The organism is Candidatus Kryptoniota bacterium (assembly GCA_036567965.1).
GTDB lineage: Bacteria > Bacteroidota > Ignavibacteria > Kryptoniales > JAKASW01 > JAKASW01.
Genome location: DATCTN010000021.1, coordinates 240,597 through 265,814, shown reverse-complemented (window position 1 = coordinate 265,814; position 25,218 = coordinate 240,597). Strand labels below are relative to the sequence as shown.

Below are 25,218 nucleotides of genomic sequence, written 5' to 3'. Positions count from 1 at the left end.
TCGACTTTAGTCGACGAAGCTCCCCTGGAGCGTACCCGACTTTAGTCGACGAAGCTCCTCCAGGAGCAAAGTTGACTACGCTAAAGCTTCGTCGAGTATAGTCGGGACGGATGAAAACGGTTAATATTAATCCGCGTAAATCCGTCTAAACCGTTTTATCCGTATCCTTTTTCTTTGTACCGGCCCGCCGGCTTAAACACTTTTACCGGAAACGATTCCCCCACAATTCTCCTTGCTTCGTCAAGCGACTCGACTTCCCCATCCGCCATCGCCTGTACCATGATATTCCCCAAAGCCGTTGCTTCCGCAGGACCCGCAGTCACAGGAATCCCGCAAGCGTCCGCAGTCATTTGATTCAGCAAGTCGTTCCTTGATCCTCCTCCCACTATGTGAAGCCGCGATGTCTTCCTTCCCGTTATACACCTCATCTTCTGCAGGGTAGATGAATACTTAATTGCTAGACTGTGAAGTACGCAGAAAACAATTTCTTCATCCGTCTGCGGAATCCGTTGATGAGTCTTTTTGCAATAATCTCTTACGACGGCTGCCATATAGGGCGGGTTCAGGAACGACATGTCTTCCGGATCTATTACCGACCCGATCCTGCGCGCGTGCTCGGCCATATTCGAAAGTTCGTCGTAAGAATAGTCTTTTCCCTCGACTTTCCAATTCCTCCGAAGCTCCTGCAGAAGCCACATTCCCATTACGTTCCGTACAAATCTGATTCTGTTGCGTACTCCACCCTCGTTCGTGAAATCATCTCTAAGCGCCTCTTCACTTACGTTGGGATGGTCCAACTCGGTTCCGATTATTGACCAGGTACCAGAACTCAGGAAAGCCCAGTCGTCGCCTGTGGCCGGAACTGCCGCGACCGCGCTCGCCGTATCGTGGCACCCAACCGCAACGACATTAACATCTTCCCCTAGCCCGCTTTCCCGTCCGAGTTCACGTGCCAGTGGACCGAGTATAGTCCCCGGATCCACGATAGGAGCCATAATACCTATCGGCAATCCGAGACTTGAAAATATTTTGCTGTCCCATCTCTTTTCATGCACGTTCAACAACTGTGAAGTCGATGCGATCGTGTATTCGGATAATTTTTTCCCCGTAAGGAAATAATTGAAAAGGTCAGCCATGAACAGGAGCGTCACGGATGAATTAAGCCTCGCTGGATTGTCGCAGAATTCGGAATAAAGCTGATAGATCGAATTGATCTGCATGAATTGTATTCCCGTGCACGAATAAATCTCCGCCTTTGAGATTTTTTTGAACACCTGTTCCATCATACCGTTTGTTCTCGAGTCCCGGTAGGAATATGGCTGCTCGATGAGTCGGCCATCTTCTCCGACGATCGCAAAGTCGACTCCCCACGAATCTATCCCGACCGACGAGATGTCTGCATGACCCTGTTTCACTGCAAGTGATAGTCCTTTCTTCAGCTCGTCAAGCAGATAGGCGGCGTCCCAGTGGAGATGTCCGTCGATCGTGATTTGCCTGTTTGGGAACCGGTGTACCTCTTCGAGCCGAACCTTACCGCCGGACACAATACCCAGGATTGCTCGTCCACTGTCGGCGCCGAAATCAAATGCGAGGTACTTCTTCAAGGATGGAGTCCGTAGAGCGGGCCGAAGTTTTTGCACGCCCTGTAATCGGCACCCTCCAGGTCCTGCGTGCCGAACGCGTTCCACGCACTTGGCCTATAAATCCTTTCCTGAGCCACGTTGTGCATGTTGACCGGAATCCTGAGCATCGACGCGAGGGTGATGAGTGCGTCGCCGATGTGTCCGTAGCCTATTGCACCATGGTTGGCGCCCCAGTTTGCCATTACAGAGTAGACGCTGGTGAAGGCACCGCTCCCTGTGAGGATCGGAGCGAACCATGTTGTAGGCCAGGTCCGATCTGTGCGCCTGTCGAGGGTCCGATTGACATCGGAAGGTAGTTCGACCGTATATCCTTCGGCAATCTGGAGAACGGGACCCAGACCTTTCACAAGGTTTATCCGGCTCATAGTCACCGGCATGTCTCCTTCTGTAAGGAATTGAGACGAGAATCCGCCGCCGCGGAAGTATTCGGATGTCGCGGGACACCAGCGCGTCGCGTTGAGACAGGCAATTGCTTCCTCGGATGAGATTTCCCAAAACGGTTTCATTGCCGGTTTCCCTCTCAACCGCTGTCTTCCTGTACCATCAAGCGTGGTGGATCCGGAATTTATGAGGTGAAGAATGCCGTTCGCAGCTTTTCCCTTCAGGGATTTCCTGGTGATTCGTTTCACCGCTGCCGGACTCCAGTATGTCCTGACATCGGAAAATATCTGCGCGGTGCCGCTGAGAAGATGACTGAGAAGCATGGCCGTGCCGTTCAGACTGTCATTTTCGGTCGCCATGATATAAGGTTGTCGAATGCCGTTCCAATCGAAAGAGGAATTCAGGATTGCCTCGAGAAAATCTCCGTTTGGAAAATGATCCGTCCATTGTCTTTGTCCCTGGAATCCGGCGACAATCGCGTTGTGACCCATGGCTTCTTCACCGAAACCCGCTTCCGCGAGTGCAGGGTTTCCGACCATCAGGTCCCTGGCGATGATTGCCATCTTGACCACGAATTCCCATTCGTAGTCCTTGCGCTCGCGCGATTTCTTTTCCGTGTTTGGGTCTTCACCTTCATTGCAGTATCTCCTCGTCCACGCAAGAGCTGTTTCGAATTCCTTCCGGTCAAAAATATTCTCTTCGACTCGACGGATGATTTCCGACATGTCTACCGTCTCGTTCCGCATGCCGAGGTAATCATGGAAGAAGCTGGGATCGACCACCGATCCTGCGATTCCCATAGATACAGATCCGATGGACAAGTACGATTTTCCTTTTAGCTGTGCCGCTGCAAGACCAGCCTTCGCAAATCGCAGCAGCTTGTCCTTCACGTCCGCAGGGATCGTCGTGTCGCCGGCGTCCTGGACGTCTTTACCATAAATACCGAATGTGGGAAGACCCTTCTGCGTGTAACCAGCGAGTGCCGCTGCGAGGTAGACAGCTCCGGGGCGCTCCGTCCCGTTGAATCCCCACACAGCTTTCGGCATGACCGGGTCCGGGTCCATCACCTCTGTACCATAACACCAGCACGGCGTCACCGTGAGCGACACGCCCACGCCTTCTCTCGCAAACAGCTCCGCGCATTCCGCCGCCTCAGCTGCTCCACCGATACAGAACTTAGGAATAACAAACTCTACCGGCAGTCCGTTTGAGTGCTTAATGTTCTCTCCCAGAAATTTTGCGGCGGACCGTGCCATCGACATTGTCTGGTTCTCGAGCGATTCCCTGACGCCCTTGCGTCTGCCATCGATGACGGGACGTATTCCGATTTTCGGCATGCTTCCCTTGAGACGATTCACGGGCGCATTCAATTTGAAAGATTCTGTCTTCATGACTTCAGCCTTTCTATTTTCTTCGGGGCCGACGCACCGGCTTCAACCCGACATCTTTGCGAATCCCGAACTTTTCTCTGAGAGAAATCAGCTGACTCACCTGCTTCTTGTTTAGTTCATTGATTCTCCCCAACTGATGAGCGAGGAACTGGATTTTAGCTGCATGCTCCAATGTTTCCATCTTGTGGTACGCCGAGAGGACACTGCTGCCGACCGTCGTCGCGCCATGATTCGCAAGCAGGAACGCATCGTAGTCCTGTATGTATTTTGCCATAGCGCCATACAGTTCGTATGTGCCGGTTGTTCCATATTCCACCACCGGGACACGGCCGACCGCAATTATGAATTCCGGGAGTATCATCTTATCGAGAGGAATCCCTGCGACTGCAAACCCGGTTGCGTAGGGCGGATGCGCATGACAGATCCCATTGACGTCGGGACGATCTTTGTATATCTGCACATGCATGTTGGATTCAGACGAAGGTTTTCTCTTTCCTTCGATCAGCCTGGCGTCCATATCGATTATTATGAGATCGTCGCGCTTCATAAATCCTTTACTCACACCAGTCGGAGTAATCAGGACCGATCGTTCGTCGAGGCGCAAACTTATGTTACCGTCATTCGATGCCACGAATCCGCGATCGTATACTCTTTTCCCGACCCCGATCATTTCGTCTTTCATTGAATCGAGCGTTGATTCCATTATTTTTCTCCAGACGTTCTAATTTTCGATTTTAATTCGCACTCCTATGAACTCTTTCCCTTTCCGAACGGCCAATACCTGAAGACGTAGAATGAGCCGATGCAGATCAGGAGTGCTCCCCACCAGATATCAGAGTGCAATTCTCCGAGCACGACGAGATGTTCAGGCGGTTTGATCAGATAGTAGATACCCGCTCCGGTAATCAGGATCCCGTACACCAGGACAAGCGAGCCAATGAAGAACCAGATTTCGATCTGTCCGGATTTTTTCATGTTCAATCTGTCACCAGAAAATGATATTGACCGTAATGAGAACAACGAGCACTACGCTCGCCCACAACTTAGGGTGCCTGTACCATGGAATCGGCCCCTCATCCGGCGCGTGTGTAAATCCGTAAACAAGATTCTTAAGTTCTTCGCTTGATTTCGGTTTCGTAAACAAGCTGACCAGAACAGTTACAGTGACGCAAACACACAGGGACCAGAGAGCGCTGTACATGTTCACAGCCATATCTTGCGCGAGCGGCGAGAGCGCGATGATCTTCGTATGTGCAGGATTCAACTTCGTCGCATCAAAATAGCCCGGGAACATATGGACATAAACGAACTCGCCGACCGATGTCAGAATCCCGGAAAGGAATCCCCAGAACCCCGCGGATGAAGTTGCGCGTTTCCAGAGCATTCCTAGAATTACCACGCCGAAGAGAGGGATAATGAAAAACGATACGAGCACTTGCAGATAAACAAGGATGTTACTGAAGAGTCGGGCCGCATAAGCGGTTAGGATTGCGATAAATACTCCTACGATCGAGCTCCAGCGTCCCATGCTCACATAATGGGAGTCTTCAGCATTCTTGTTAATGAGAGGGCGATACACATCGTACGTCCAGACTGTCGCGAACGCGCTTACGTTGCCGGCCATTCCCGACATAAATCCCGCAACCATCGCGGTGATACCGAGACCGAGCAGACCCGGACCGAGATATCGTGCCATCATAAGCGGCAGCACTTCGTTGTAGCTGTGGCCGCCGGTTGCCTGCGCGACACTTTCCGGAACGAGAACAATGCCCGACTTTTGGGTGAGTACCGCCAGCCCGAGCAAGCCGGGAATCGTCACGATAAGCGGGACCATCATTTTTATTCCGGCGCCGATAATCGTGCCGTTCTGCGCCGCTCTCAGGCTTTTCGCCGCCATCACGCGTTGTACCTGTAAAAAATCAGTGCACCAGTATCCAAATGAAACAGCCAGTCCCAGTCCGAAAACCATTCCTGTCCAATGCATACCCATCGGGTTATCGGAGGCGGAGCCGAGACTTGCCCAGAGGCTCGTGAAGTTCTGGCCCGGATGCTGAGCGCTTATAGCAGCCATCATGTTTGTCCAGCCCCCCGCATCGATTATCCCGAGAATCGGAATGAGAAGGAGCCCGAGCCAGATCAGGAAGAACTGCAGCACTTCGTTGAAGACCGCCGAAAGGAGTCCGCCTAAAGAAACATACACCGCAACCGTAAGAGACGAAACCCAGATGCAGACATCGAAATTCCAACCCAGAAGGAGCTGCATGATCTTCGCCATCGCGAACATATTGACACCGCAAACAAGTACGGTCATGAACGTAAAAGAAATTCCGGCGAGGAGTCTGCTCGACTCTCCGAATCTGAGTTTGAGGTAGCCGGGGACGGAATGCGTTCTGCTGACATAATAGAACGGCATCATTACTACCGCCAGGAACAGTATCGCAGGAATCGCCCCGATGAGATATGCATGCGCGCCCAGCATCCCGTACTGGTACGACATGGCCGACCAACCCATCGTCTCGAGAGAGCTCAGGTTCGCCGATATGAAGCTCAGTCCCGCGATCCAGGCTGTCATCTTCCTGCCGGCCATGAAAAACTCTTCGCCGGTGTGCGTATACTTCTTAAGATAGAAACCGATCACAAGGACAACGACGAAGTACAGTACAATGATCACCCAGTCGACCGGCGTCATTGTCAGAAGTGAAGGCATCTTTGTACCGGGAGACGCGGCAAAACAAGATGTTGCCGTGCCAGCCAGCACCATGCACGACATCATCAGTCTCTTAACCAATTTCACCGCGAGCCTTCCTTTCAAGTGCGATTGAGAAGCCTATGAATATTTTGACTACAAATTAATCAGACTCATGTTCCACTTGCAAAGGATTCCACTGCCAAATGCGTGTGCGGGGTTGGAGGACATCAATAAATAAACAGACCGTTTGCCACCGCGACATGCAACTCAGGGTAGTCGATTGGAGGGACTAAAACAGGTATGGCACGAACATTTTCGTGTGTACCATGTACTCTTCGTAAACAGCACCGAACTTGGCAGTGTTGAATGTTTCCTCAGCGCGGGCGGTACTGAAGAATGAAAACATTCCACCTACGATAAGTATCCCGCCAAACAGAGATGGAGATTTCAGGACTGCTCCTATTTCCAGGAGGATAAGGGACAGGTAAAGAGGATGTCTGATGAATCGATAAATGCCGCTAGTTACAATTAGCGTTGTATCATCCACGCCGGAGGCCGGTTTTCCATTTTTACGGAGCGTGACAAATCCTACCGCCGCAATAGCTATCGAAGATGCCAGCGCGAGCCATGAGATGAGCTGCAGCGGCGCAAAGGGTGACACGAACCAGGGATCCATGTTCGCGACAATTGACAGCAGCACAAATTCAAACCCAAAGAACCTGTAGTATCCATAGGAGTGGCGGTCGACGAGTCCCTTACGAGAAATGTAAAGCATTAATGCCGACCCTGCCGCGAAGACAATCAGTTGTGCCATGCCCTTCCTCCATACTCGACCGAACGGGAATAAAGGATTATTCAATCCGATCGCAACAATTTTCGTCGATCGGAAAGTCTAAAGGTTCCGGGAAAATCGGTTTCCGATCCGGCTCAAATCTAATCTGCGCATACCGCGGAAAAAAGAAAAATAATTCGCGTTGCTTCGCCCGGAATGACAGTCGGGGCATTCTTGTCATTCCCAGGAGTCTGATGAGGAGTGGCCAAGTGACGACGAGGAATCTTCTAAAGAACACATCAATGTTTCGTTTGCCGGGACACTTCCGGAGATGGCAAGAAGAGTTGACGAATAGATCCTATGCACCAGACCGACCCCGTCCGTCTATGATACTCCAAAAAAAATCGCCCTCAGATGAGGGCGACTGCATGCCACTACGGCAATTCAGGCACGTTCTCTACGTTTGCCTGTCAGTTCAATACCTTCTGACCTTTATCGATGACACGCCCGCTTCCGCTTCAATGAAGACTTTCTTCTTGGAGTTTTCGAAATTCGCCGTATGATATGTACCGTCGTCACCTTTTACAAAATCAGGAAAAGACTTGCTTGATAATTCTGCCCGGTCACTGATCTGGCACCCGGATCCCTGTGGGACATAAACGGTAATGCTCGAGGCACCGGCATCCATTTTAACCGTGGTAGAATCCGCTCTGTCTCCGACTTTCACTTTCAATGAAGAAGCGCCCGCCTTAAGCTCAACGCGCTGGACGATATACGGAGTAAGATCGAAATCAGTAGAACAGGCACCGACCTCCGCGACGATCTTCCAGTCCAGATTCGGATTGAGCTTCATGTCCACCGTATTCGTAGAACCACCGAAGTTCCAGCTATTATTCTTTTCCTCATAATTCAGATTCAGAGTCTCTGTCGCGCCGTCTTTGTCGACATCAAGAGAATAGTATCCGACATTGGTTTCGGCTCGTGCGTAAAACATGTCATCGGTGGTATCATTAATATTAAACGTGCCCGCGCCGGAATTGAGCCTCAACTGGCCGTGGCGAATCCCCTTCTCCATGTCTTGTACAAATTCCTGTGTGTGCGCCGTCCTATCGCCTCGATGGAATAGTCCATGAAAGTTTCCCCATCCGACCGAGGCCGCCGAGAAGATCCACAGTATAACCAGGACCGAGGTTACTCCGTATAGAACCGCCCGCCATTTTGAATTGGAGACAAGGACGGAGATCCCGCCAAACACGAGGAGGACCGGCCACAACTTGAAAATGAATCGCCAATTTACAGAAAGCACGTCGAAGTTGGTGAGAAAGAGAGCCACTCCCAGCGCAACAATCAACACTCCCGCAAATAGTCTACTGATTTTCATGACGATCTTCCTTCTCTTCTTCCCTGCGGACAGAGTTCACGATAAGGCCGATGCCGATGGCGACCAGTATGAGCGGCCACGTATCAGAGAAACTGAAGTGAGGCAGATAATTGTCCGCGAGGAACAGTCCGCCGATAACGATCAGTGTTATTCCGCCAATGGCGCTTCCGCGTCGCCTGCGGTTTCTGTATTCGTATTCATGTTGTTTGTCTTGCATGGCAGTATCTCCTTCCGCGGTAGATTTTTGTTCGGGAAAAACTATTTTCTCGTGGGGGACGACGATCCAGAGAATTATGTAAGCAATCAGCCCGGTTCCGCTCGCCAAAGTCGCGAGCACAAAGATAATTCTGACGAACACAGGGTCGATGTCGAAGTATTCACCGAGTCCACCCGCCACACCGGCGACGACCCGATTTTTCCTGGAGCGATATAACCTGCGTTCCATGTTCCAACTCCTTTTGATCAGGAATACGAGATGCCTGGCCAAATGTTACCCAAAAGCACGCCCGTGCAAGCCGATCAGAGTTTCCCCTAAAACAAAAAATCCCGACTGGCTGTTGCCAATCGGGACTTGAAAGCATTGGAGCGGCTTTAGACTTTCTTTACCTTTGCCGCTTGCAATCCTTTAGGGCCTTGCTCGACTTCGAACTGGACCTTGTCGCCTTCCTTCAAAGTTTTATAGCCTTCGCCAATAATCGCTTTGAAATGGACAAACACGTCATCCCCGCCTTCGCGTGAGATGAAGCCGTATCCCTTGGTTGCATTGAACCACTTTACGGTTCCTTGCTCCATTGCTGGATCCTTTCACTAATGTTTCTAAATGCGTACCCGAGCCGTCGCGCCAGATGTTCTTGGCTTATACAGAATTGCCGGTGGAGTCGAGAAGATTTCCTGCACTCACCTCTGCATATGATGCTACGCCTCGTGGAGAATCCAGACCAGTGGAACCCGCTCACGGGGTCTTACATCTGCAGCTACAACCTATAAAAGCATGACCCAATCGTCCTTAAACTTTCGAGCCATCACTGCCGCCAAATCGCTTGACTGTAATCGCGGCATGGCGCCTGGGGCGCCATTGGCGCAAACAACGGTGTACTGTTATTTGCGGGTATATGATAACCTCTGTAGCTGTGAAATGCAAATCTGGTGTGACATGATGCGCTCTGCAACTCTTGCCAATTCCCTGGAACCCTCTCATTTGCATCGCTGGAAATGGTTTGGATGCAGAAAGCGGAAGACTCGTCCCCGTTCGAGGATTTAATTACCAATTTGCCCGTTGTCAAGCCGTTCAGCATAGATAACCCCCATTTTGACGACAACTCTCAGTATTGCGGGACAGTGTAAATCTTCTAAGCGCCGGTTATGTCGCGCGCTATTCCGAGTATGCCTGTGATCTTCCCTTCGATTGTAATAGTCGCTACCGTATAATCGGCTGTCCGTACCTCACCCGTCTTCGTCACAAATCTGAACTGGGATTTCCCGGGTGCTGGACGACCGCTTAGACGTGTCTGAAATTGTCCCACCACGAACTGCCAATCGTCCGGGTGAATAAGAAACCTGAAATCTCTTCCCAGGACTTCTCCCGACGCGTAGCCGGATGCCTCTTCAAACTTCCGGTTCACATACAGTAGCTTCCCGTCGATTCCGACTAGCGCGACAGGATCATCGACGCTCTCGAGGACGAGCCGGTAGAGGGTCTCGCTTCGGAGGAGATCTTCGTACCGTTTGGAATTGTTCAGGGCGATCGCCAACTGGGACGCGAATATCTCCAGCGCATCCCGGTCAGACTCGCTGAACGGCTCGTCTTTCAGTCGAATCATGACGAGCATTCCTTGCAGCTCGTCCTGATACGATATCGGAACTGCTAGCAGATGCTCCAACTCCGGGCGATCACCCGCATAGAATGATTCAGGATTAAGCTGAGCATAATTCTCCAGAACGGATTCGTTCCGGAGCGCGGCAATACCGACCAGTCCCTTTCCCATCGGAATCTCCGGGACGATTGAGCTGTGCTGTCTCCCCTTACTGAGAAAAGCTTTCTGTTCGCGAAGTGTTCTGCTCTCTCGATCATAAAGAAACAATCTTACGATATCCGCCGGCACGATCGGCGCCGATCGCTCGTAAATGATCTCAAAGATTTTCTCGGGACGCAGGTTCTCGTGAAGCTGAGTGCTTGCTTCATGAATGGCCTGCAGTTTCCGGCTCTGGGTAATCTGACCCTCCACGCTTCCGTGGTACTCGAAGAGGAATGAGCTCGTCTGGACTATGGCGTTGAACGCCTCCAACTCCTCAGGTGTAAAACTGTCCCGGACATTCCCCACCAGTATTCCTCCAAGGAGTTGATCTTTGCTGTAGAACGGCGCATTGTATATCGACTTCACTCCGGCAAACTTCTGGATCATCCTGGCTGCCTGAGCGGGCATCGTCGTTCCGAACACGTCGGAGAAGTCGGTCCCGACCCATGCTCTCCGCTCCATGGTGTATTGATCCACGATACAATTGTCGGGATCGAATGGAAATACAAACGAATCGAGGGAAATTCCGAAATACATTTCCGCCGACCTGACAAGTTTTCCCTGCGGATAAATGCCGTACACTGCGAAACCCTTTTTGAGCGGGACGTATCGTTGGAGCGCTACAACTTTCACTTCGAGCTTTCTCACGATCTGTTCGGCCAGATCCTGCATGACGGATTTGAGGTCGTTCGTCTCTGTCATTTTCTTCACAAGCGAGGCGAGGATGTCCACCTCATAAGACTTTAAGACGGATTGTCTCCGGTAATCGATCGCCTCCCGCACTATGTTCAGGTCTTTGATCCTCCTCACAAGTGCGCGCGGAAATATCTTAGGCGAAATTTCAGTGAGCGGCAAATACGAATCCGCTCCCAGTTGGTTTTCGTCCGCGTAAATTTCTTCGATGAAAGTTCTGGAAATCAGAACGATGGGGAGGAAGGGATCGAATTCTTTTGCCGTTCGGATGACTGTATCGGCGTCGCCAATTGAGAGATCGTAATCGATCACGAGCGCGTCGAATTTCCGTGACATCAGCTTCCTGGTTAGCCCTGAGGAACTGGGAATCGCGTCGACGGTGAACCCGAGACCGGAATTCTCGAGCATGCGAGAGATCTGCCCGCGCATGTCGAGAGAGTCCTCAAGCAGCAATACCCGGATTTCTCCGAACAACTTTTTGGATGCCGCCATTGATCCAGTTTGAAATTTGATTTGAAAAGTTAACACCACCCGTCAACTTTTCAAAAAGGGAAAAAGAAGCGGCAGGCTACTTTGGAAGATGCAATTTGTGCTTTAGGCAGCCATAAGCATTCCGGCGCGAGGGATGCTCAATCACCTATCCCAGGTACGCTCTGAGCGCCTTGCTGCGCGTGGCATGCCTGAGACGTCTGATCGCCTTCTCCTTGATTTGCCGCACCCGCTCCCGGGTCAGGTTGAACTTCTCGCCTATCTCTTCGAGAGTCAGCGGGTGCTCGCGCTCAATTCCGAAATACAGCCGTATTACCTCGGCTTCCCGGTCAGTCAGCGACTTCAGCGCACGCTCCACCTCGGTGCGCAGAGACTCCTTCATTAATGTGTGATCGGGCGGCAGCTGGTTATCGTCTGCCATAACATCCAGCAGCTTGTTGTCTTCACCCTGGACGAAAGGCTGGTCGACAGACAGATGTCTCCCTGATATCTGCAGCGTCTTGTCGACCTCGTAGAGACTCATGTCGAGCTGCTCAGCTATTTCTGACGGGCTCGGTTCCCGCTCAAATTCCTGCTCGAGCTCGCTGAACTTCTTACCGATTTTGTTCAGCGCTCCTACACGGTTAAGTGGAAGCCTCACGATCCTGGACTGTTCAGCTAATGCCTGCAGAATGGACTGCCTGATCCACCATACCGCATAGGAGATGAACTTGAACCCGCGCGTCGGATCAAACCTTTTCGCGGCTTTGATAAGGCCGAGGTTGCCCTCGTTGATGAGGTCACCCAGTGAAAGTCCCTGATTCTGGTACTGCTTTGCGACACTCACTACGAATCTTAGATTGGCCTTGATGAGTTTCTCTAGAGCACGTTGATCGTTTTCTCTCACCTTGATAGCCAGCTCAATCTCCTCCTCGGGAGTCAGGAGATCGACCTTACCTATCTCCTGCAAGTATTTGTCGATCGTCTGGTTCTCTCGTGAAGGATATTGCTTACCGACTTTGATCATTTAACATTCCTTGTTTGTTATTCGGGACAAAATTCAAGGGTCTCGGTCCAATCCCAATACTCTGTTTGACTCTGTAATTCGACTTTTGTTTCAATCTTATCAACAAAATATCGGACAATGAAACTCCCGTGTTACCTTGAGCTGCCACACTCGTAGCCTCTCGCTTTCAGTCGAATTTGCCAGCTGGCAAGTTTTCAACGCGCCGCATTCGACTCTGGTCTGTTCCAGGTGCCGAATAGGGCAATTCACAACTGTCTCACGAGATCAACAGTTACATCCGAACAAATCTCGGACGGAGAGGTACTTTCGCTGGTTGAAGCACGTTGTCATCTGCCAGATGAGAGTATTGGATCAGGCGTACACTTCTTTTTCATTGCATTTGCAGACCTTGACGAGCTTCTGATTGTACTTGTAGCTCGCCTTCTGACTCTTCTCCGCTGAGATTACCAGGACAGCCTGAAGGATCTCGCCACATTTTGGGCATTCGGATCCTCTTTTTCCTGCAATTGCTTTAGCTGCTTTTTCGGCAAAACTTGTTGTCTTAGCCATCTATTACTCCATGTTTAAAGAATCTTCACAATATTACCGCCGCTGGTGTGTGCACGCTGGAGCACTTTCTGCGCGGTGATTATAATTTCGGAGGGATCGTTTTTCCCATCTATGTTCAGCACAGCAACACTGATCGTCGCCATATAGTTTCTGGTGCCGATCGGATAAACCTTTGTCGCAAGGTTCTTCCTGAACTTTTCTCCCCATGCGAGCGCTTCGTGTTGTGAAAATCCTTCCAGTATGATCCCGAATGAATGGGCGGATATTTTTCCGATCGCATCATAAGGCTTCAACCAACCTCTTACAGTCTCCGCGATATCGGACATTATGAAATCGACTCCTTCGACCGAGAACCTGTTTCTTATATCATCGACCCTGTCCAGTCCCATCAAAACCAGCGCGCTCCGGATACCGAGATCAGTAACTCTCCCGAACTCTTCTTCGAGTCTCTCGAGAAAGAATTTCTTGTTCAATGTCGCAGTCACCTTGTCGAACACGACAAACTTGTCGAGAAGTTGATTTGATGTGCTCACCTCAGCGGCAAATGCGCCGAGATTCACAAGTTGTTTTATCCCGTCGACTTCAAGTGATGAAAACTTGAGAGGGTTGAGACTTTCAACTGTGATCACGCCGAAGCAATTGTTCAACCCTGTAATCGGAATGGCGACAAACGACCCTTTGCCCGATGGCTCGTTCTGGTTGAACCGATGCTCTTCCACGCGCGAGAGGTCTTCCATGTACAGCAGCCTGTTCTCACGGATGGCCTTACCCGCGAGGGTATCGTTGAGGCTGACCTTGCAGCCCTCTTCAACGTACTCGCTGCCGGAGCGCTTCACAATCCTCGACACCGTCCAGGTATGCAGGTCTCCCTGTGAAACAAGTGAAACAAATTCGGCATCGACAGTATCTGAAATCGCCGTGATGATCGTGTTAAGAATAGCATTCACGTCACCCTTGGAGATCATCTCGTTCGTCAGCCATTTCAACGAGTTAAATGCGGCCTTGATTACAGCAAGATCATACTTGTCGGTCAACGCGCGCAGGATGGCCGAGAAGAGTCGGGTAAAATTTCCGAGCAGGGGGACTGTCTCCCGTCCAAAACCTTCGTCTGTCAGACTGTCTGCCACAAGAACCGCGATGACGTCATCTCTGAAAAAGATCGGTACACCGATAAGGCTTTTCGTCCCGGCCGGAGTTTCGTAGTAAGGAATCACATCAGTTTCCGAGGCGGGATTTATCTCGGAAATGATTTCGGGCTTGCCGCTCAACGCGATACGGCTTATGACATCATTTCCGATCGGAAGCCTGAGCTGCTTCGTGAATACTGTCGAGTTGGTCATTTTGTCGGCGACCGCCAGCAGCTGCCTTTCCCTGTTTACCCAGAACAACGCCGTCGTATTTGCGAACAGAACTTCTTGAACCAATTCAAGGAGCTTGTGGAGTATCGAATGAAATTCGGCCCGTGGTTCAGCCGGCGACTGTTCCTCCGGCTTGAAATAAAAAGTGTCAATGATACTGAAGCGCGGACCTTCCTTTTTGGGAACGTAGGTTCTCGGCGGCTCGGCAACAGTTGGAGCCTCTGACTTTCCCTGAGTTTCTTTTGCAGAGTGCGCTGCCTTCGGTTCCTCGTACTCGGCATAGTACTCCGAACTTATGTCGTCAAAGACGTACCGCTTGACTGGTTTCTTGGTTTCTTCGTTCATTTGTGGAGATTAGGAAACTTGCGCCGGAGTCTGTTCATTTTGCTTCAAATATAATAGAAAAACGGTGTCACTTTCAATGACGAATGATGGTTCAATTCTAACTGACCATGAAGGCGAAACCTCCAAATATTTGAACTGCAAGGGCTTATAGTTTATTTTCATTTGTGATTCCGGACTTTTTCGACCGGTCGACGGGCAAGCTCGTCGGTCAGACTAAACTTACCTCTCCTGCCGATGTCAAGTCGATTTTATACCGCGCAAGAGAAGCGCAACCGAAATGGCAAGCGCTTCCGCTCCCCCACCGAAGAATGATCTGCTCCATTTTCGCCGCGAAATTATATGAGCATAAGGACTACCTTACACGTCTCATCACCCAAGAAAATGGGAAGCCGGCAGTTGAAGTCTACACATCCGAGATCATTCCGTCGATCGACCTGGTCAGGTACACCACGAGACGCGCGTCAAAAGTCCTCGCTCCAAGACGTGTCACGATCGGGATTCCGCTTCTCAAAACAAAAAAGGCCTTTATCAAATATGAGCCGCATGGGGTTGTGGGAATCATCTCGGCATGGAACTACCCGCTCCTCCTTCCAGTTGGACAAGTAGTTCCCGCGTTGATTTCTGGAAATGCTGTGATCTTCAAACCTTCTGAATACACTCCTCTGGTAGGTGATATGGTCGCAGAACTTCTGTGGCAGTCAGGGGTTCCGGAAGACGTGCTCAATATTATTCATGGAGGAGCAGAAGTCGGTTCCGCACTTGTGAAATCGGGGGTTGATAAGATTTTTTTTACCGGCAGCACTCAGACCGGCAGAAAGATATCGTCGATGGCGGCCGAGAGTCTCACGCCCGTTTCTCTGGAACTCGGGAGCAAAGACGCGATGATTGTGCTCGATGACGCCGATCTGGACGCAACTGCCAGCGGAGCGATCTGGGGAGCGTTCACGAATGCCGGCCAGACTTGTGTCTCGGTCGAAAGATGCTATGTCCATGAGAAAATATTCGACAGCTTCCTCCAATCGTTGAGAGAGAAGGTACACCGGCTGCGGGTCAGGCGCGACGAATCTGACATGTATGACATCGGTGCGATTATTCACGAGGCGCAATTCAATCTTATAAAGTCCCACATCGACGACGCTGTGAGACGCGGCGCGAAACTAGTTGAAGGCGGGCAATACACAACTGAAAAGGGTATCCATTATATAACACCGGCGATCCTGACTGACGTCCCGCCGGATTCTCCACTCCTCGTTGATGAGACATTCGGTCCGGTTCTGCCGGTCATAAAATTCAAATCGGACGATGAAGCTGTCCGTTTGGCGAATTCATCAAGGTTCGGACTTTCGGCGAGCGTGTGGACCGCGGACAGGAAGCGCGGATTGAAGATTTGCGATAAGCTGAAGGCTGGAGCGGTAGTCTTAAATGACGTTATAAGTTATTACGGCATGAGTGACGGCGTGGTTGGAGGCGTGAAGGAAAGCGGATCGGGAAGAGTCCACGGCGAGGAAGGTCTGCACGAAATGGTAACGGCTAAATATTTTGAGATAGAGAGGATGCGGCGGACGAAAAAGACATGGTGGTACAGCTACGACCTGCATACCAGGCTCTTCTTCGAAAATGCCATCGACTTTCTTTACTCAAAAAATATGTTGAGAAAAATGCGGGCGATTGGTAAAATGATCTTAAACTTTTTGAGGATGAAAAAGATATGAATCTGTATGCCCTGGCGTTCGGTGCTCACCCGGACGATGTTGAGATGAGCTGCGGAGGCACACTGGCGCTGCTCTATAGAAACGGCAGGCAATTCGGTATCGTGGACTTCACGAAGGGAGAAATGGGTACGAGAGGAAATGCTGAAATAAGAAGCCGCGAAGCCAAAGACGCCGCGAAGATTCTGGGGGCGGAAGTGAGAGTGAACCTCGGGGTCTCCGATTCAAACATCGAGTTGAGCCGCAGGAACCTCCTTAAGGTGGTCGAGGTAATGAGAAAGTACAGGCCTGAGATAGTATTCGCGCCGTATCGCGAGGAAAGACATCCTGACCACGTGCATGTCCACGAGCTCGTTAACGACGCGATGTTTTATTCGGGACTAAGAAAACTGAAGACAGGAAATCTCGCCGCTTACAGACCGAGACGGGCGTTTTATTATCTTCAGCACCGCCAGTTTACCCCTACGGTCTATGTCGATATCACTCACGACTTCGACACAAAGGTCGCTGCAATAAAAGCTCACAAGTCCCAGTTCTACAACCCCGATAGCAAAGATCCCGAGACATCTCTTTCAACTCCTGAATTCATGGAGTATCTCCTCGGCAGGATGAGATACTTCGGCAGGATGGCCGGCGTAAGGTATGCGGAACCGTTCTGGACTTACGAGCCGGTGACACTCACGAATTTCGAATCCATTATTTGACTCGCTTGCTCTCGCGGTCACATTCTTGCAGCACCATGTATCTCCTTCATTTTGCCCACGAGAGTCATTATGTCGCCGTCTGTGTTGTAAAAATGAGGTGAAACTCTGATCAGCCCCTGCCTCAAGGCGACTTCAATCTTCGACTTCTGCAAAGCGGCCGAGTAAATTTCGGCATCATGGATCTTTATCGACGTGATTCCTGACCGTTCGCATCGATCTCCGACAATATACGGCTGGAATCCAATCTTACCGATTTCAGAAATCAATAGATCACCCAGATCGAGAACATGCTCTTCGATCGGACCGATCCCGATTTCAAGCAACGTGGAAATGGATTGGTGCAGACTCGTGATTCCGATGTAGTTTAGAGTTCCATTTTCATATCTCCGAGCTGTCGCATCAAGATCCAATCTGTAGTTCGTGAAATTTCCGAAGAAATCTTTTATACTGGTCCAACCCAGGTACGCCTGTTTTATTTTATCCTGGAGGTTCTCCGAGACGAAAGCGAACGCAATTCCCTGGGGTGCCATCAGCCATTTCTGGCCGCCAGCCGCGAGAAAATCTATTTCCATTTTCCTGACGTCAATCTCCATGACGCCTGCCGACTGGATTGCATCTACAGCGAATACAATTCCTTTCCCCTTGCACAGTTTGCCGAGAGTGGCAAGATCGGACCGATATCCGGTGAGGAATTGGACGTGACTTATGGAAAGGAGCTTCGTTCGCGGGGAAATCCTCGCCTCGATATCCTCGGGTAAGATTCTCCCGCCGCGATTCTTCACGAAATCTATTTCAACTCCAAGTCGCTTAAGATTTAGAAATGGGTAGACATTTGCAGGAAACTCGATGTCGTCGAGGACAACCCTGTCACCCGCCTTCCATTCAAGGCCAGACGCGAGCAGGTTGATGGCATTGGAAGTATTATCGAAAAAAGCGATCCGGTCAGGCGTTGAGTTGATAATCCTGGCCGCCAGGGACCGCGTCTCCGTGAGAATTCCCTGGAACAGGAGGTAATTGTCGATGTTCGTCCTGCTTCGCTCGTCCAGGTATTTGTTTATCGCGCTGAGCACTCTTTTCGAAAGTGGACTTGTGGCGGCGTGATTTAGATATGTAATGCCTTCTTCGATAACCGGAAACAGTTTTCGATATTTCTCGATATCATATTTTAGCATTCGACTTTCCTCTTGCTGTGAACTGCTTCTGGAGTGCCCATATTATCGGGGCACTTCATTCGAATTTAGTGCAAGACGCCTTCTGACCCAATATGAATAGACCGGAATCCCTAGCGCGATGAGGGCTAACCCTGCGAGTGATTGAAGCGGGGATGTAATTAGTGTGTTGACGACAAACCATGTCGCGACCAAAATGAAAAACAGCGTGGTGTACGGATAGCCTAACGTTCGGTAAGGACGCTCCGCAGATTTTAGCTTCTTCCTGAAGACTATTACTGTTCCGGCTGTCAGTGCGAAGAAGATCCAGTCTCCGAAGATCGCGTAAGTTATGATTTGCAGGAACGAGCCCGAGAATATGAGAATAATTGCCCAGGCGGATTGGAATAATATTGAAAACGTAGGCGTGTGATATTTTGGGTGGACATACGCGGCCTTCTTAAAGAAGACTCCGTCTCTTGCCATCGCGAAATAAATTCGTGGTGCACTTAGCGTGTAGATGCCCGCCGTACCCAATGTCGAGATTATGATTGCCACCGAAATCAACATTCCACCCAGCGGGCCGAGAAATCGTTCGGCAGCGTCGGCAGCCACACGCTGCGAAGACGCGATTTCGCTGACGCGCAGCAGATGGAGATAGACAATGTTGACAAGCACGTAAGCCAACACTACCACGATAGTGCCGCCAATAATCGAAAAAGGCAGACTCCTTTTCGGATTCTTTGCCTCGCCTGCGAGAAACGTCGCGTGTTGCCATCCTCCGTATGACCATAAAACGCCGACCATTGCCATCGCAAGCGCACTGCCAAGTCTGCCGCCTATCGAAAGTGGCACCAGGGGCGACAACGGGCTCCCCTGGCCTTTACCAAGGACGAAACCGAGAACGATCAGGCCTGCAATCGCGAGCACTTTGAGTCCGGTAAACAAGGTCGCAAATGTTCCACCGGCTTTGACACCGAAGTAATTTACAAGTGTCAGCAGCGCAATGCCGATGGCTGCGGCTGCTTTGATCCCGATAGGGGACAAGTGAACAAAATATCCGAGGTAAGTTGAGTAGACCAACGAAATCGCAGCAAGCCCGCCTGTGTTGACGACAAGGAAATATGTCCAGCCGTACAAAAATCCCCAAAGCCCGCCGTATGCCTGAGTAAGATAGTGGTACACTCCGCCTGCCTCGGGCATCAATGCACCGAGTTCCGCATATGTAAGCGCGCCGCAGAGTGCCATGACGCCGCCAAGCAGCCATACAAATATCACGAGGCCGGGCGACTGCAATTCCTGGGCGATGGCGGAGGGCGTCATGAAAATCCCGGCTCCGATGATCGATCCGATCACGATCATCGTCATGTCGAGAACAGTCAAGCCGCGAATCAGACCCGGGGGCTCGCCCGATATGTTCTGAGATTCGGCGTTGATTTCAGAAATGATAACGTGTCTCGTGTTTTACGCGGTAATTAAGGTGAAGCTCGGAAACGATGTGTAGAAGTTATTTCCATCGAACCTCTAAATCAAATCCTATCACCGCTCGATTTGAAATTAATCTCTCCCATCTCGCCACTCGTCCAAAAGATTACGCGGCCCACGCTCCATGTGTGAAGGTTGAGTGGATCGGTGATCGTGTTTTTCTTCAAGGAGTCGATATCTGTGATTGAGTCCACCTCGACATCGTTAAGTCGGATCACGACGCCGCCGGTTACATAGACCAGTATCCGATATTTATTTTGATAAAGAAGGTCGATGTGTTTAACTTTTATTCGATGACGTTACGATTGCTAGTAGTATGGTCCTTTCTCCTTTTCCCATGTATCTCGTTCTCCCAGCCGCAAATGTTGCAGATGCAGAGTTTCCCGTTGAGCTATCTGATCCTGGGGCAATCTGCCGACAGCGTCGAGGTATGTTTTACTTACGTTATCCCCTTCCCGAGACTGATTTTTGTCAAGACTCGGGATGGATTAGGTGCATTCCGGTCGGAGTTAGATTTCTCCGTCGACGCATTCGATTCGAGTTCCGGCATCAACAGTCACATTTTCAATACAAGAAAGATTACGTCGCGAAATTTTGAAGAGACCCAGGACCGGCACATGGTGGCAAGGGACCTGATTGTCGCAGATCTTCGAAAATCATCATTTAAAATTTCGGCAGAAGTCCGTGACGATAACCAGCAGATTACTTATCTCAGCCGTTCCATTGCGTTGGATTTGCGTCATCCGGGAACCTCAGTCGTCCTTTCTGCGATCTTTGCGGACTCCGTGCTTGGCGACAAGATTTTTCCTTCCCCGGAAGGCGACGTTGCAGCGTTTCCGAACACAATCCGCGCCGTGGTTGTCATGAAGCATAAGTTCAAAGATCCTCCAACATTCTCGCTTGAAACGCCGAAAGGCCAGGTGGTCGCAGTTGCAAGATCAGTTCAACCCTGGCAGGGCGAGATCTCGCCCGACAGCAGCGGCCTGACGCTGGACCTTGTGGGCGATAACAATCGTGGTACACATACATACATCATATCATTTCCGAGCGACACCTTACGTGCGGGACAATACGAGCTGACTTGTTCCTCCGACAGTTCGGGTGAGAAGCTGCACTTCTCTTACTTGTGGTTGGATGAACCGTTGACGCTTCGAGACCGGAAGACAGCTTTATCACTGATCAAATACATCTTGCCTGACTCTGTTTTTTCCGAGATAAATTCCGGCAGCGATGAGGAAGTGAAACAAAAGTTCGACGCCTACTGGAAGTCCCACGATCCCACACCGAACACTGCATTCAACGAGCTTGAGGATGAATTCTACAGAAGAGCCGATTATGCAGTTGAGAATTTCAGGACGATTTCTAATCTCGACGGCGCGGCGACCGACAGAGGAAAGGCTTACATCGTTTACGGCAAGCCGGCAGAAATAAAGCGGGAATTGCGGAGCGATGGTACGTACGAGACATGGGTTTATCCGAACATGAAAAGGGCTCTGGTATTCAAAGAGCAGCGGGCAGGCGATTTCAAGCTGTATGAAACGGAAAAATTATGAGCATAATTGCAATAACCATCGGAGATTTCAACGGTATCGGACCTGAAGTTGCACTCAAATCGGCGGCCAGCAGGACAATCAGGGCGAACTGCACCCCACTTTTGATCGGACCTTATAAAGTTTTTGAGCACTACGCCAACAAGTTCTCCCTGAGGAGAAAGATCTTGAGTGTCGGCTCATTGTCGGACGCGGTCGGACGAAGCGAGATCACGATCCTGGACATCGGACCCGGTTTCAAAGAGAAGATAAGACCAGGAAGCCTCGCGAAGGAAAGCGGGTATTGGGCCGGCAAAGCCATCGAGAAAGCTGTTGAACTTTGTGTTGACGGCTCGGTTGCCGCGATGGTGACGGCACCCGTGTCGAAACAGGCGCTGCAGATGGCGGGATTCTGTTTTCCGGGCCAGACCGAAATGGTTACGACCCTTTCAAAGTCGCAGCGGTCGATAATGATCATGGCTTCCGGGTTCGCGCGCGTCGCGCTCGCAACAATCCACGTTCCTATCTCCGAAGTTTCGCGCCAGTTAACACGAGAGGCAATACTTGAGCGGCTGTCCACGTTCAATGATTCTATCAGATTTGATTTCGGGGTCAAGCTCCCCCGGATTGCCGTCCTTGGCCTCAATCCCCATGCGGGAGAAGGCGGGTTGATCGGATGCGAAGAGAACGACGTCATCAAGCCTGCGATCCTCGAGGCAAAGTCTAAGAAAATAAAAGCCGAAGGACCGTTCCCCGCTGACGCTTTCTTTGGCACTTACCGCGAAGGACTCTTCGACGGCATTTTCGCGATGTACCATGATCAGGGATTGATCCCCCTTAAAATGCGCTCCTTCAGTACAGGCGTCAATTTCACGGCAGGCATAAAAATAATCAGGACTTCACCGGACCACGGTACAGCTTTCGACATCGCGGGTAAAGGCGTAGCGAATCCATCCAGCACCATCGAAGCGATAAAACTCGCAATGGAAATTTCGAAGAACAGAAAAGCTGCCAGGAATTGAAACGAACAATCCTGCACCCCTTCGGCCGATCAGCTAAGAAAAATCTCTTTGAAATGCCCGCCGAAGAAGCCGCACCGTATACCGCGAGTGCCCCCATCTACGACCATATGATGCGAGAGGTGGATTACGTCAGCTGGGCTGCGTACCTGGCACAACTACTGAAGATGTCAGGGATCGACATACGCAGGTCAAAACTAAAAAAGATGGAGCTGTGCGAGCTCGCCTGCGGAACCGGAAACATCTCTCTTTTGCTGTCGCGACTCGGATTCCGGGTGACAGGAGTCGACAGTTCGAAAGAGATGCTGGCCGTGGCGGAATCAAAAGTCGGGAAAAGAACAAGGAACAGGGCTCGGTTTCTCAATTATGATATGACGCAATTCGAGTCGGCAAGTACTTTCGACGTCGAAGTGTGCGTTTACGACAGCATTAATTATATTCCAACGAAGAGTCTGCTTTCCGATTTTTTCAAAATCGCTCATGAGAATCTGAAAGACGGCGGCGCATTCGTTCTTGACGCAAGTCTGGAGCCGAACTCGTTGAACGAAAACAACCTGTTCACTCAGAAAGGACGGCACAACGGGCTCGCTTACGAACGACGGTCGTCTTACGACCGCAAATCGAGAATACATACGACGATTGTCCGTGTTGGAAAGAATGGCAAAGTATATGAAGAGGCCCATCACGAGTATGTGTATGATCTTGACCTTCTCCGTAAATTGATTAGCGCGGCGGGATTCAGAGAGAAACTTGCCGTTGGAGACTTCACTTATCTTGAAGCGGATAACAAAACTGAAAGAGTACATTTCGTGTTGTTGAAGCAGCCATGATCCACTGTACAAAAGTTGCTTTCGCCTTCGATGACCACGTCATCTTCTCCGATGCCAATATCTCCATCCAGAAGGGCGAATTTGTGTACATAGTGGGCGAGACCGGCTGCGGAAAAACTACGCTGATGCGCCTCCTGTACATGGATATTCTTCCGACTAACGGCATAGTGCAGGTCGATTCGTTTTCCTCGGCGTCCATAAAGAAACGCGAACTCTACCAGTTAAGGCGGAGACTTGGAATTATTTTTCAAGATTTCAGACTTCTCGACGACCGTTCGGTGTATAACAACGTTACTTTCGCGCTCCAGGCGGTCGGTTACTCGAGTCGTGAAATAAAAATGCGCACGACGCAGGCCTTAAGTCAGGTCGGATTGATACACAAGAAGAATTCGCCCACGGGAGAACTTTCCGGAGGAGAACAACAAAGGCTCTCCATAGCGCGGGCGATCGCGAAGGATCCGGTCGCAATCCTCGCAGACGAGCCGACAGGCAACCTCGACCCCGCTACTTCTGCCGACATCCTGACACTATTGAAGAAGATTAATCTTGGCGGGACAACGGTTCTGGTTGCGACTCACAATTACGAGCTCATCAGGAAATTTCCGGCCAGGACAATCGCGATCCGGAATTGCAAATGCGAGGAACTTGATCCGCTTTCTCTCCAGTCATTCCCTCTTGATATTCCGGGAACACTGGAAGACTAGGCGCGCTTCCCTGTCAGACTACTACTAACTCTACCCTTTTTACCTCCGCGACTTTCAGGAGAACTGCTCTTTCCACTCCTGCCCGTAGAGTCATCGGTTTGAGCGGACACCTTTCGCACGAGCCTACGAACCTCACTCGTAAGATTCCATCCGGTTCCAAATCTACGTACTCGACTGCGCCCTTGTCGATTGCAAGAAACTTGTTCGATTCCGCGAGGACATCCTGGATCGATCGGATTACTTCTTGCGAATAGGGCATGATGAGCTACAGTGCTATTTCAATCTTTCCGGAAGATGCGGCGGACATGTTTGCGATGCTGACTTGTGCGGCGAGGCGACGCGCCACGGACTGAATCATTTGTGCCTGCTCCGACTCCGGCTCGGTCAGGACGATCGGTTTTCCGGTATCGCCGCCGATCCTGATGGGGGTATAGATCGGGATTTCTCCGAGAAAGGGCACGTTGAATTTTTTCGCCGTTCTTTCGCCGCCTCCATGACTGAATATTTCCTCCCTTTGCCCGCAGTGTGAGCACACAAAGTAGCTCATATTCTCGATAATGCCGAAAATGGGAACGTTAACTTTCTGGAACATCCTTATTCCGCGTCTGACATCGGCAAGCGACACATCCTGCGGCGTGGTCACAATAACCGTTCCCGTCAGAGGTATCGTTTGAACGAGTGTCAGCTGGACATCGCCGGTGCCCGGCGGCAAATCGAATATCATATAGTCCAGATCATCCCAAACTACATCCGTGAGAAATTGTTTCACGGCGCCGCTTGCCATCGGTCCCCGCCATATCATGGGTGTTTCCGTGTCTACGAGGAATCCTATGGACATCATCTTAATCCCGTATTTCTCCACGGGAAAAATTTTGAAATGCTTCTCGTCAATCTTCTCCGTCCTCGGTTTTTCAGTTACACCGAGCATCAACGGGAGCGATGGACCGTACACGTCCGCATCCACAATGCCCACCTTAGCGCCATCGCGCGCGAGTGCGGCCGCCATGCTGACAGCAATTGTGGATTTGCCCACTCCACCTTTTCCACTTGCGACTGCTATCGTGTTCTTCACGCCGGGTAGTACCTGCTCCCGAACCTGGTTGACATGGCTGGCGACGTGGCTGGTCATCGCAATGTTAAGCTGACCCTTGAATCCGAGTTGGCGGATTTCACGTTCAGCCTGTTCTTTCATCTCGTCGCGAACCGGACAAGCCGGCGTCGTTAATTGAATCTCGATATCCATCCGGCTGTCAGTGATATTTATATTTTTTACGAACCCGAGCGAGACAATATCTCGGTGAAGATCAGGGTCTTTTATTTTAGAAAGTACAGCAGTTACATCGTCTTTTGTCATCAATTCCTCCAAAGGAAATAACAA

General features: G+C 50.7%; 24 protein-coding genes. 6 read left to right on the top strand and 18 right to left on the bottom strand.

The genetic code is table 11. The features are described from left to right. Positions 1-155 precede the first annotated feature (155 nt). The 13 genes from VIS48_09510 to VIS48_09450 form a co-directional block, all read right to left on the bottom strand. Complete coding sequence (locus tag VIS48_09510) at positions 156-1,604, bottom strand: rhamnulokinase family protein (protein HEY9166385.1); 1,449 nt, start codon at positions 1,602-1,604, stop codon at positions 156-158. Beyond that, the gene (locus VIS48_09505; protein ID HEY9166384.1) at positions 1,601-3,415 is read right to left on the bottom strand and encodes an L-fucose isomerase; all 1,815 of its coding nucleotides are present in this window, start codon (positions 3,413-3,415) and stop codon (positions 1,601-1,603) included. The genes VIS48_09510 and VIS48_09505 overlap by 4 nt, the downstream gene beginning before the upstream one ends. A 13-nt stretch (positions 3,416-3,428) precedes the next feature. Further along, positions 3,429-4,118: a class II aldolase/adducin family protein gene (locus VIS48_09500; GenBank protein ID HEY9166383.1), complete on the bottom strand. Its 690-nt coding sequence runs from the start codon at positions 4,116-4,118 to the stop codon at positions 3,429-3,431. A 44-nt stretch (positions 4,119-4,162) separates the two neighbouring features. Next, complete coding sequence (locus VIS48_09495; protein HEY9166382.1) at positions 4,163-4,390, bottom strand: hypothetical protein; 228 nt, start codon at positions 4,388-4,390, stop codon at positions 4,163-4,165. A 10-nt stretch (positions 4,391-4,400) separates the two neighbouring features. Next, positions 4,401-6,122 carry a sodium/solute symporter gene (locus VIS48_09490; protein HEY9166381.1) on the bottom strand — a complete coding sequence of 574 codons (1,722 nt, stop codon included), beginning with the start codon at positions 6,120-6,122 and terminating at the stop codon, positions 4,401-4,403. A 271-nt stretch (positions 6,123-6,393) separates the two neighbouring features. Next, entirely contained in the window at positions 6,394-6,918 is a 525-nt protein-coding gene (locus VIS48_09485; GenBank protein ID HEY9166380.1) for an isoprenylcysteine carboxylmethyltransferase family protein, read from the bottom strand. Positions 6,919-7,351: 433 nt separating this feature from the next. Continuing rightward, positions 7,352-8,257: a DUF5668 domain-containing protein gene (locus tag VIS48_09480; protein ID HEY9166379.1), complete on the bottom strand. Its 906-nt coding sequence runs from the start codon at positions 8,255-8,257 to the stop codon at positions 7,352-7,354. Further along, positions 8,244-8,702, bottom strand: a complete 459-nt coding sequence (locus VIS48_09475) for a PspC domain-containing protein (protein ID HEY9166378.1) — start codon at positions 8,700-8,702, stop codon at positions 8,244-8,246. Before VIS48_09475 ends, VIS48_09480 begins: the two co-directional genes overlap by 14 nt. Positions 8,703-8,848: 146 nt before the next feature. Beyond that, a complete protein-coding gene (locus VIS48_09470) occupies positions 8,849-9,049 on the bottom strand; it encodes a cold-shock protein (protein ID HEY9166377.1) in 201 nt (66 codons plus the stop codon). 557 nt (positions 9,050-9,606) lie between these two features. After that, positions 9,607-11,457: a PAS domain S-box protein gene (locus VIS48_09465; GenBank protein ID HEY9166376.1), complete on the bottom strand. Its 1,851-nt coding sequence runs from the start codon at positions 11,455-11,457 to the stop codon at positions 9,607-9,609. 145 nt (positions 11,458-11,602) lie between these two features. Continuing rightward, positions 11,603-12,460, bottom strand: a complete 858-nt coding sequence (locus VIS48_09460; protein HEY9166375.1) for a sigma-70 family RNA polymerase sigma factor — start codon at positions 12,458-12,460, stop codon at positions 11,603-11,605. A 351-nt stretch (positions 12,461-12,811) separates the two neighbouring features. After that, complete coding sequence (locus tag VIS48_09455; protein HEY9166374.1) at positions 12,812-13,009, bottom strand: hypothetical protein; 198 nt, start codon at positions 13,007-13,009, stop codon at positions 12,812-12,814. 14 nt (positions 13,010-13,023) lie between these two features. Continuing rightward, positions 13,024-14,712, bottom strand: coding sequence for a GAF domain-containing protein (locus VIS48_09450; GenBank protein ID HEY9166373.1), 1,689 nt, complete (start codon positions 14,710-14,712; stop codon positions 13,024-13,026). 164 nt (positions 14,713-14,876) lie between these two features. Between VIS48_09450 and VIS48_09445 the strand changes: the two genes are divergently transcribed. Together VIS48_09445 and bshB1 are read left to right on the top strand one after the other, a co-directional pair. Continuing rightward, on the top strand, positions 14,877-16,424 hold the full coding sequence (locus VIS48_09445) for an aldehyde dehydrogenase family protein (protein HEY9166372.1): 1,548 nt from the start codon (positions 14,877-14,879) through the stop codon (positions 16,422-16,424). Then, on the top strand, positions 16,421-17,125 hold the full coding sequence (gene bshB1, locus VIS48_09440) for a bacillithiol biosynthesis deacetylase BshB1 (GenBank protein ID HEY9166371.1): 705 nt from the start codon (positions 16,421-16,423) through the stop codon (positions 17,123-17,125). The genes VIS48_09445 and bshB1 overlap by 4 nt, the downstream gene beginning before the upstream one ends. Before the next feature lie 17 nt (positions 17,126-17,142). Here the strand turns inward: bshB1 and VIS48_09435 are convergent, their stop codons facing one another. From VIS48_09435 to VIS48_09425, 3 genes are all read right to left on the bottom strand, one after another. Continuing rightward, positions 17,143-18,297 carry an aminotransferase class V-fold PLP-dependent enzyme gene (locus VIS48_09435; GenBank protein ID HEY9166370.1) on the bottom strand — a complete coding sequence of 385 codons (1,155 nt, stop codon included), beginning with the start codon at positions 18,295-18,297 and terminating at the stop codon, positions 17,143-17,145. A gap of 42 nt (positions 18,298-18,339) precedes the next feature. Continuing rightward, complete coding sequence (locus VIS48_09430) at positions 18,340-19,656, bottom strand: amino acid permease (protein HEY9166369.1); 1,317 nt, start codon at positions 19,654-19,656, stop codon at positions 18,340-18,342. 146 nt (positions 19,657-19,802) lie between these two features. Beyond that, positions 19,803-19,976, bottom strand: coding sequence for a hypothetical protein (locus VIS48_09425; GenBank protein ID HEY9166368.1), 174 nt, complete (start codon positions 19,974-19,976; stop codon positions 19,803-19,805). 168 nt (positions 19,977-20,144) lie between these two features. On the opposite strand from VIS48_09425, the gene VIS48_09420 reads away from it, so the two are divergent. The 4 genes from VIS48_09420 to VIS48_09405 are packed head-to-tail and all read left to right on the top strand — an operon-like array spanning position 20,145 to position 23,840. Then, the gene (locus VIS48_09420; protein HEY9166367.1) at positions 20,145-21,311 is read left to right on the top strand and encodes a GWxTD domain-containing protein; all 1,167 of its coding nucleotides are present in this window, start codon (positions 20,145-20,147) and stop codon (positions 21,309-21,311) included. Further along, on the top strand, positions 21,308-22,309 hold the full coding sequence (gene pdxA / locus VIS48_09415; protein HEY9166366.1) for a 4-hydroxythreonine-4-phosphate dehydrogenase PdxA: 1,002 nt from the start codon (positions 21,308-21,310) through the stop codon (positions 22,307-22,309). The genes VIS48_09420 and pdxA overlap by 4 nt, the downstream gene beginning before the upstream one ends. Then, a complete protein-coding gene (locus tag VIS48_09410) occupies positions 22,306-23,136 on the top strand; it encodes a class I SAM-dependent methyltransferase (protein HEY9166365.1) in 831 nt (276 codons plus the stop codon). The genes pdxA and VIS48_09410 overlap by 4 nt, the downstream gene beginning before the upstream one ends. Continuing rightward, positions 23,133-23,840, top strand: a complete 708-nt coding sequence (locus tag VIS48_09405) for an ATP-binding cassette domain-containing protein (GenBank protein HEY9166364.1) — start codon at positions 23,133-23,135, stop codon at positions 23,838-23,840. The genes VIS48_09410 and VIS48_09405 overlap by 4 nt, the downstream gene beginning before the upstream one ends. 13 nt (positions 23,841-23,853) lie before the next feature. Here VIS48_09405 and VIS48_09400 read toward each other — a convergent pair whose 3' ends face one another. Together VIS48_09400 and apbC are read right to left on the bottom strand one after the other, a co-directional pair. Further along, positions 23,854-24,099, bottom strand: a complete 246-nt coding sequence (locus VIS48_09400) for a NifU family protein (GenBank protein HEY9166363.1) — start codon at positions 24,097-24,099, stop codon at positions 23,854-23,856. A gap of 6 nt (positions 24,100-24,105) precedes the next feature. Beyond that, positions 24,106-25,194: an iron-sulfur cluster carrier protein ApbC gene (gene apbC, locus VIS48_09395; GenBank protein HEY9166362.1), complete on the bottom strand. Its 1,089-nt coding sequence runs from the start codon at positions 25,192-25,194 to the stop codon at positions 24,106-24,108. Positions 25,195-25,218 lie beyond the last annotated feature (24 nt).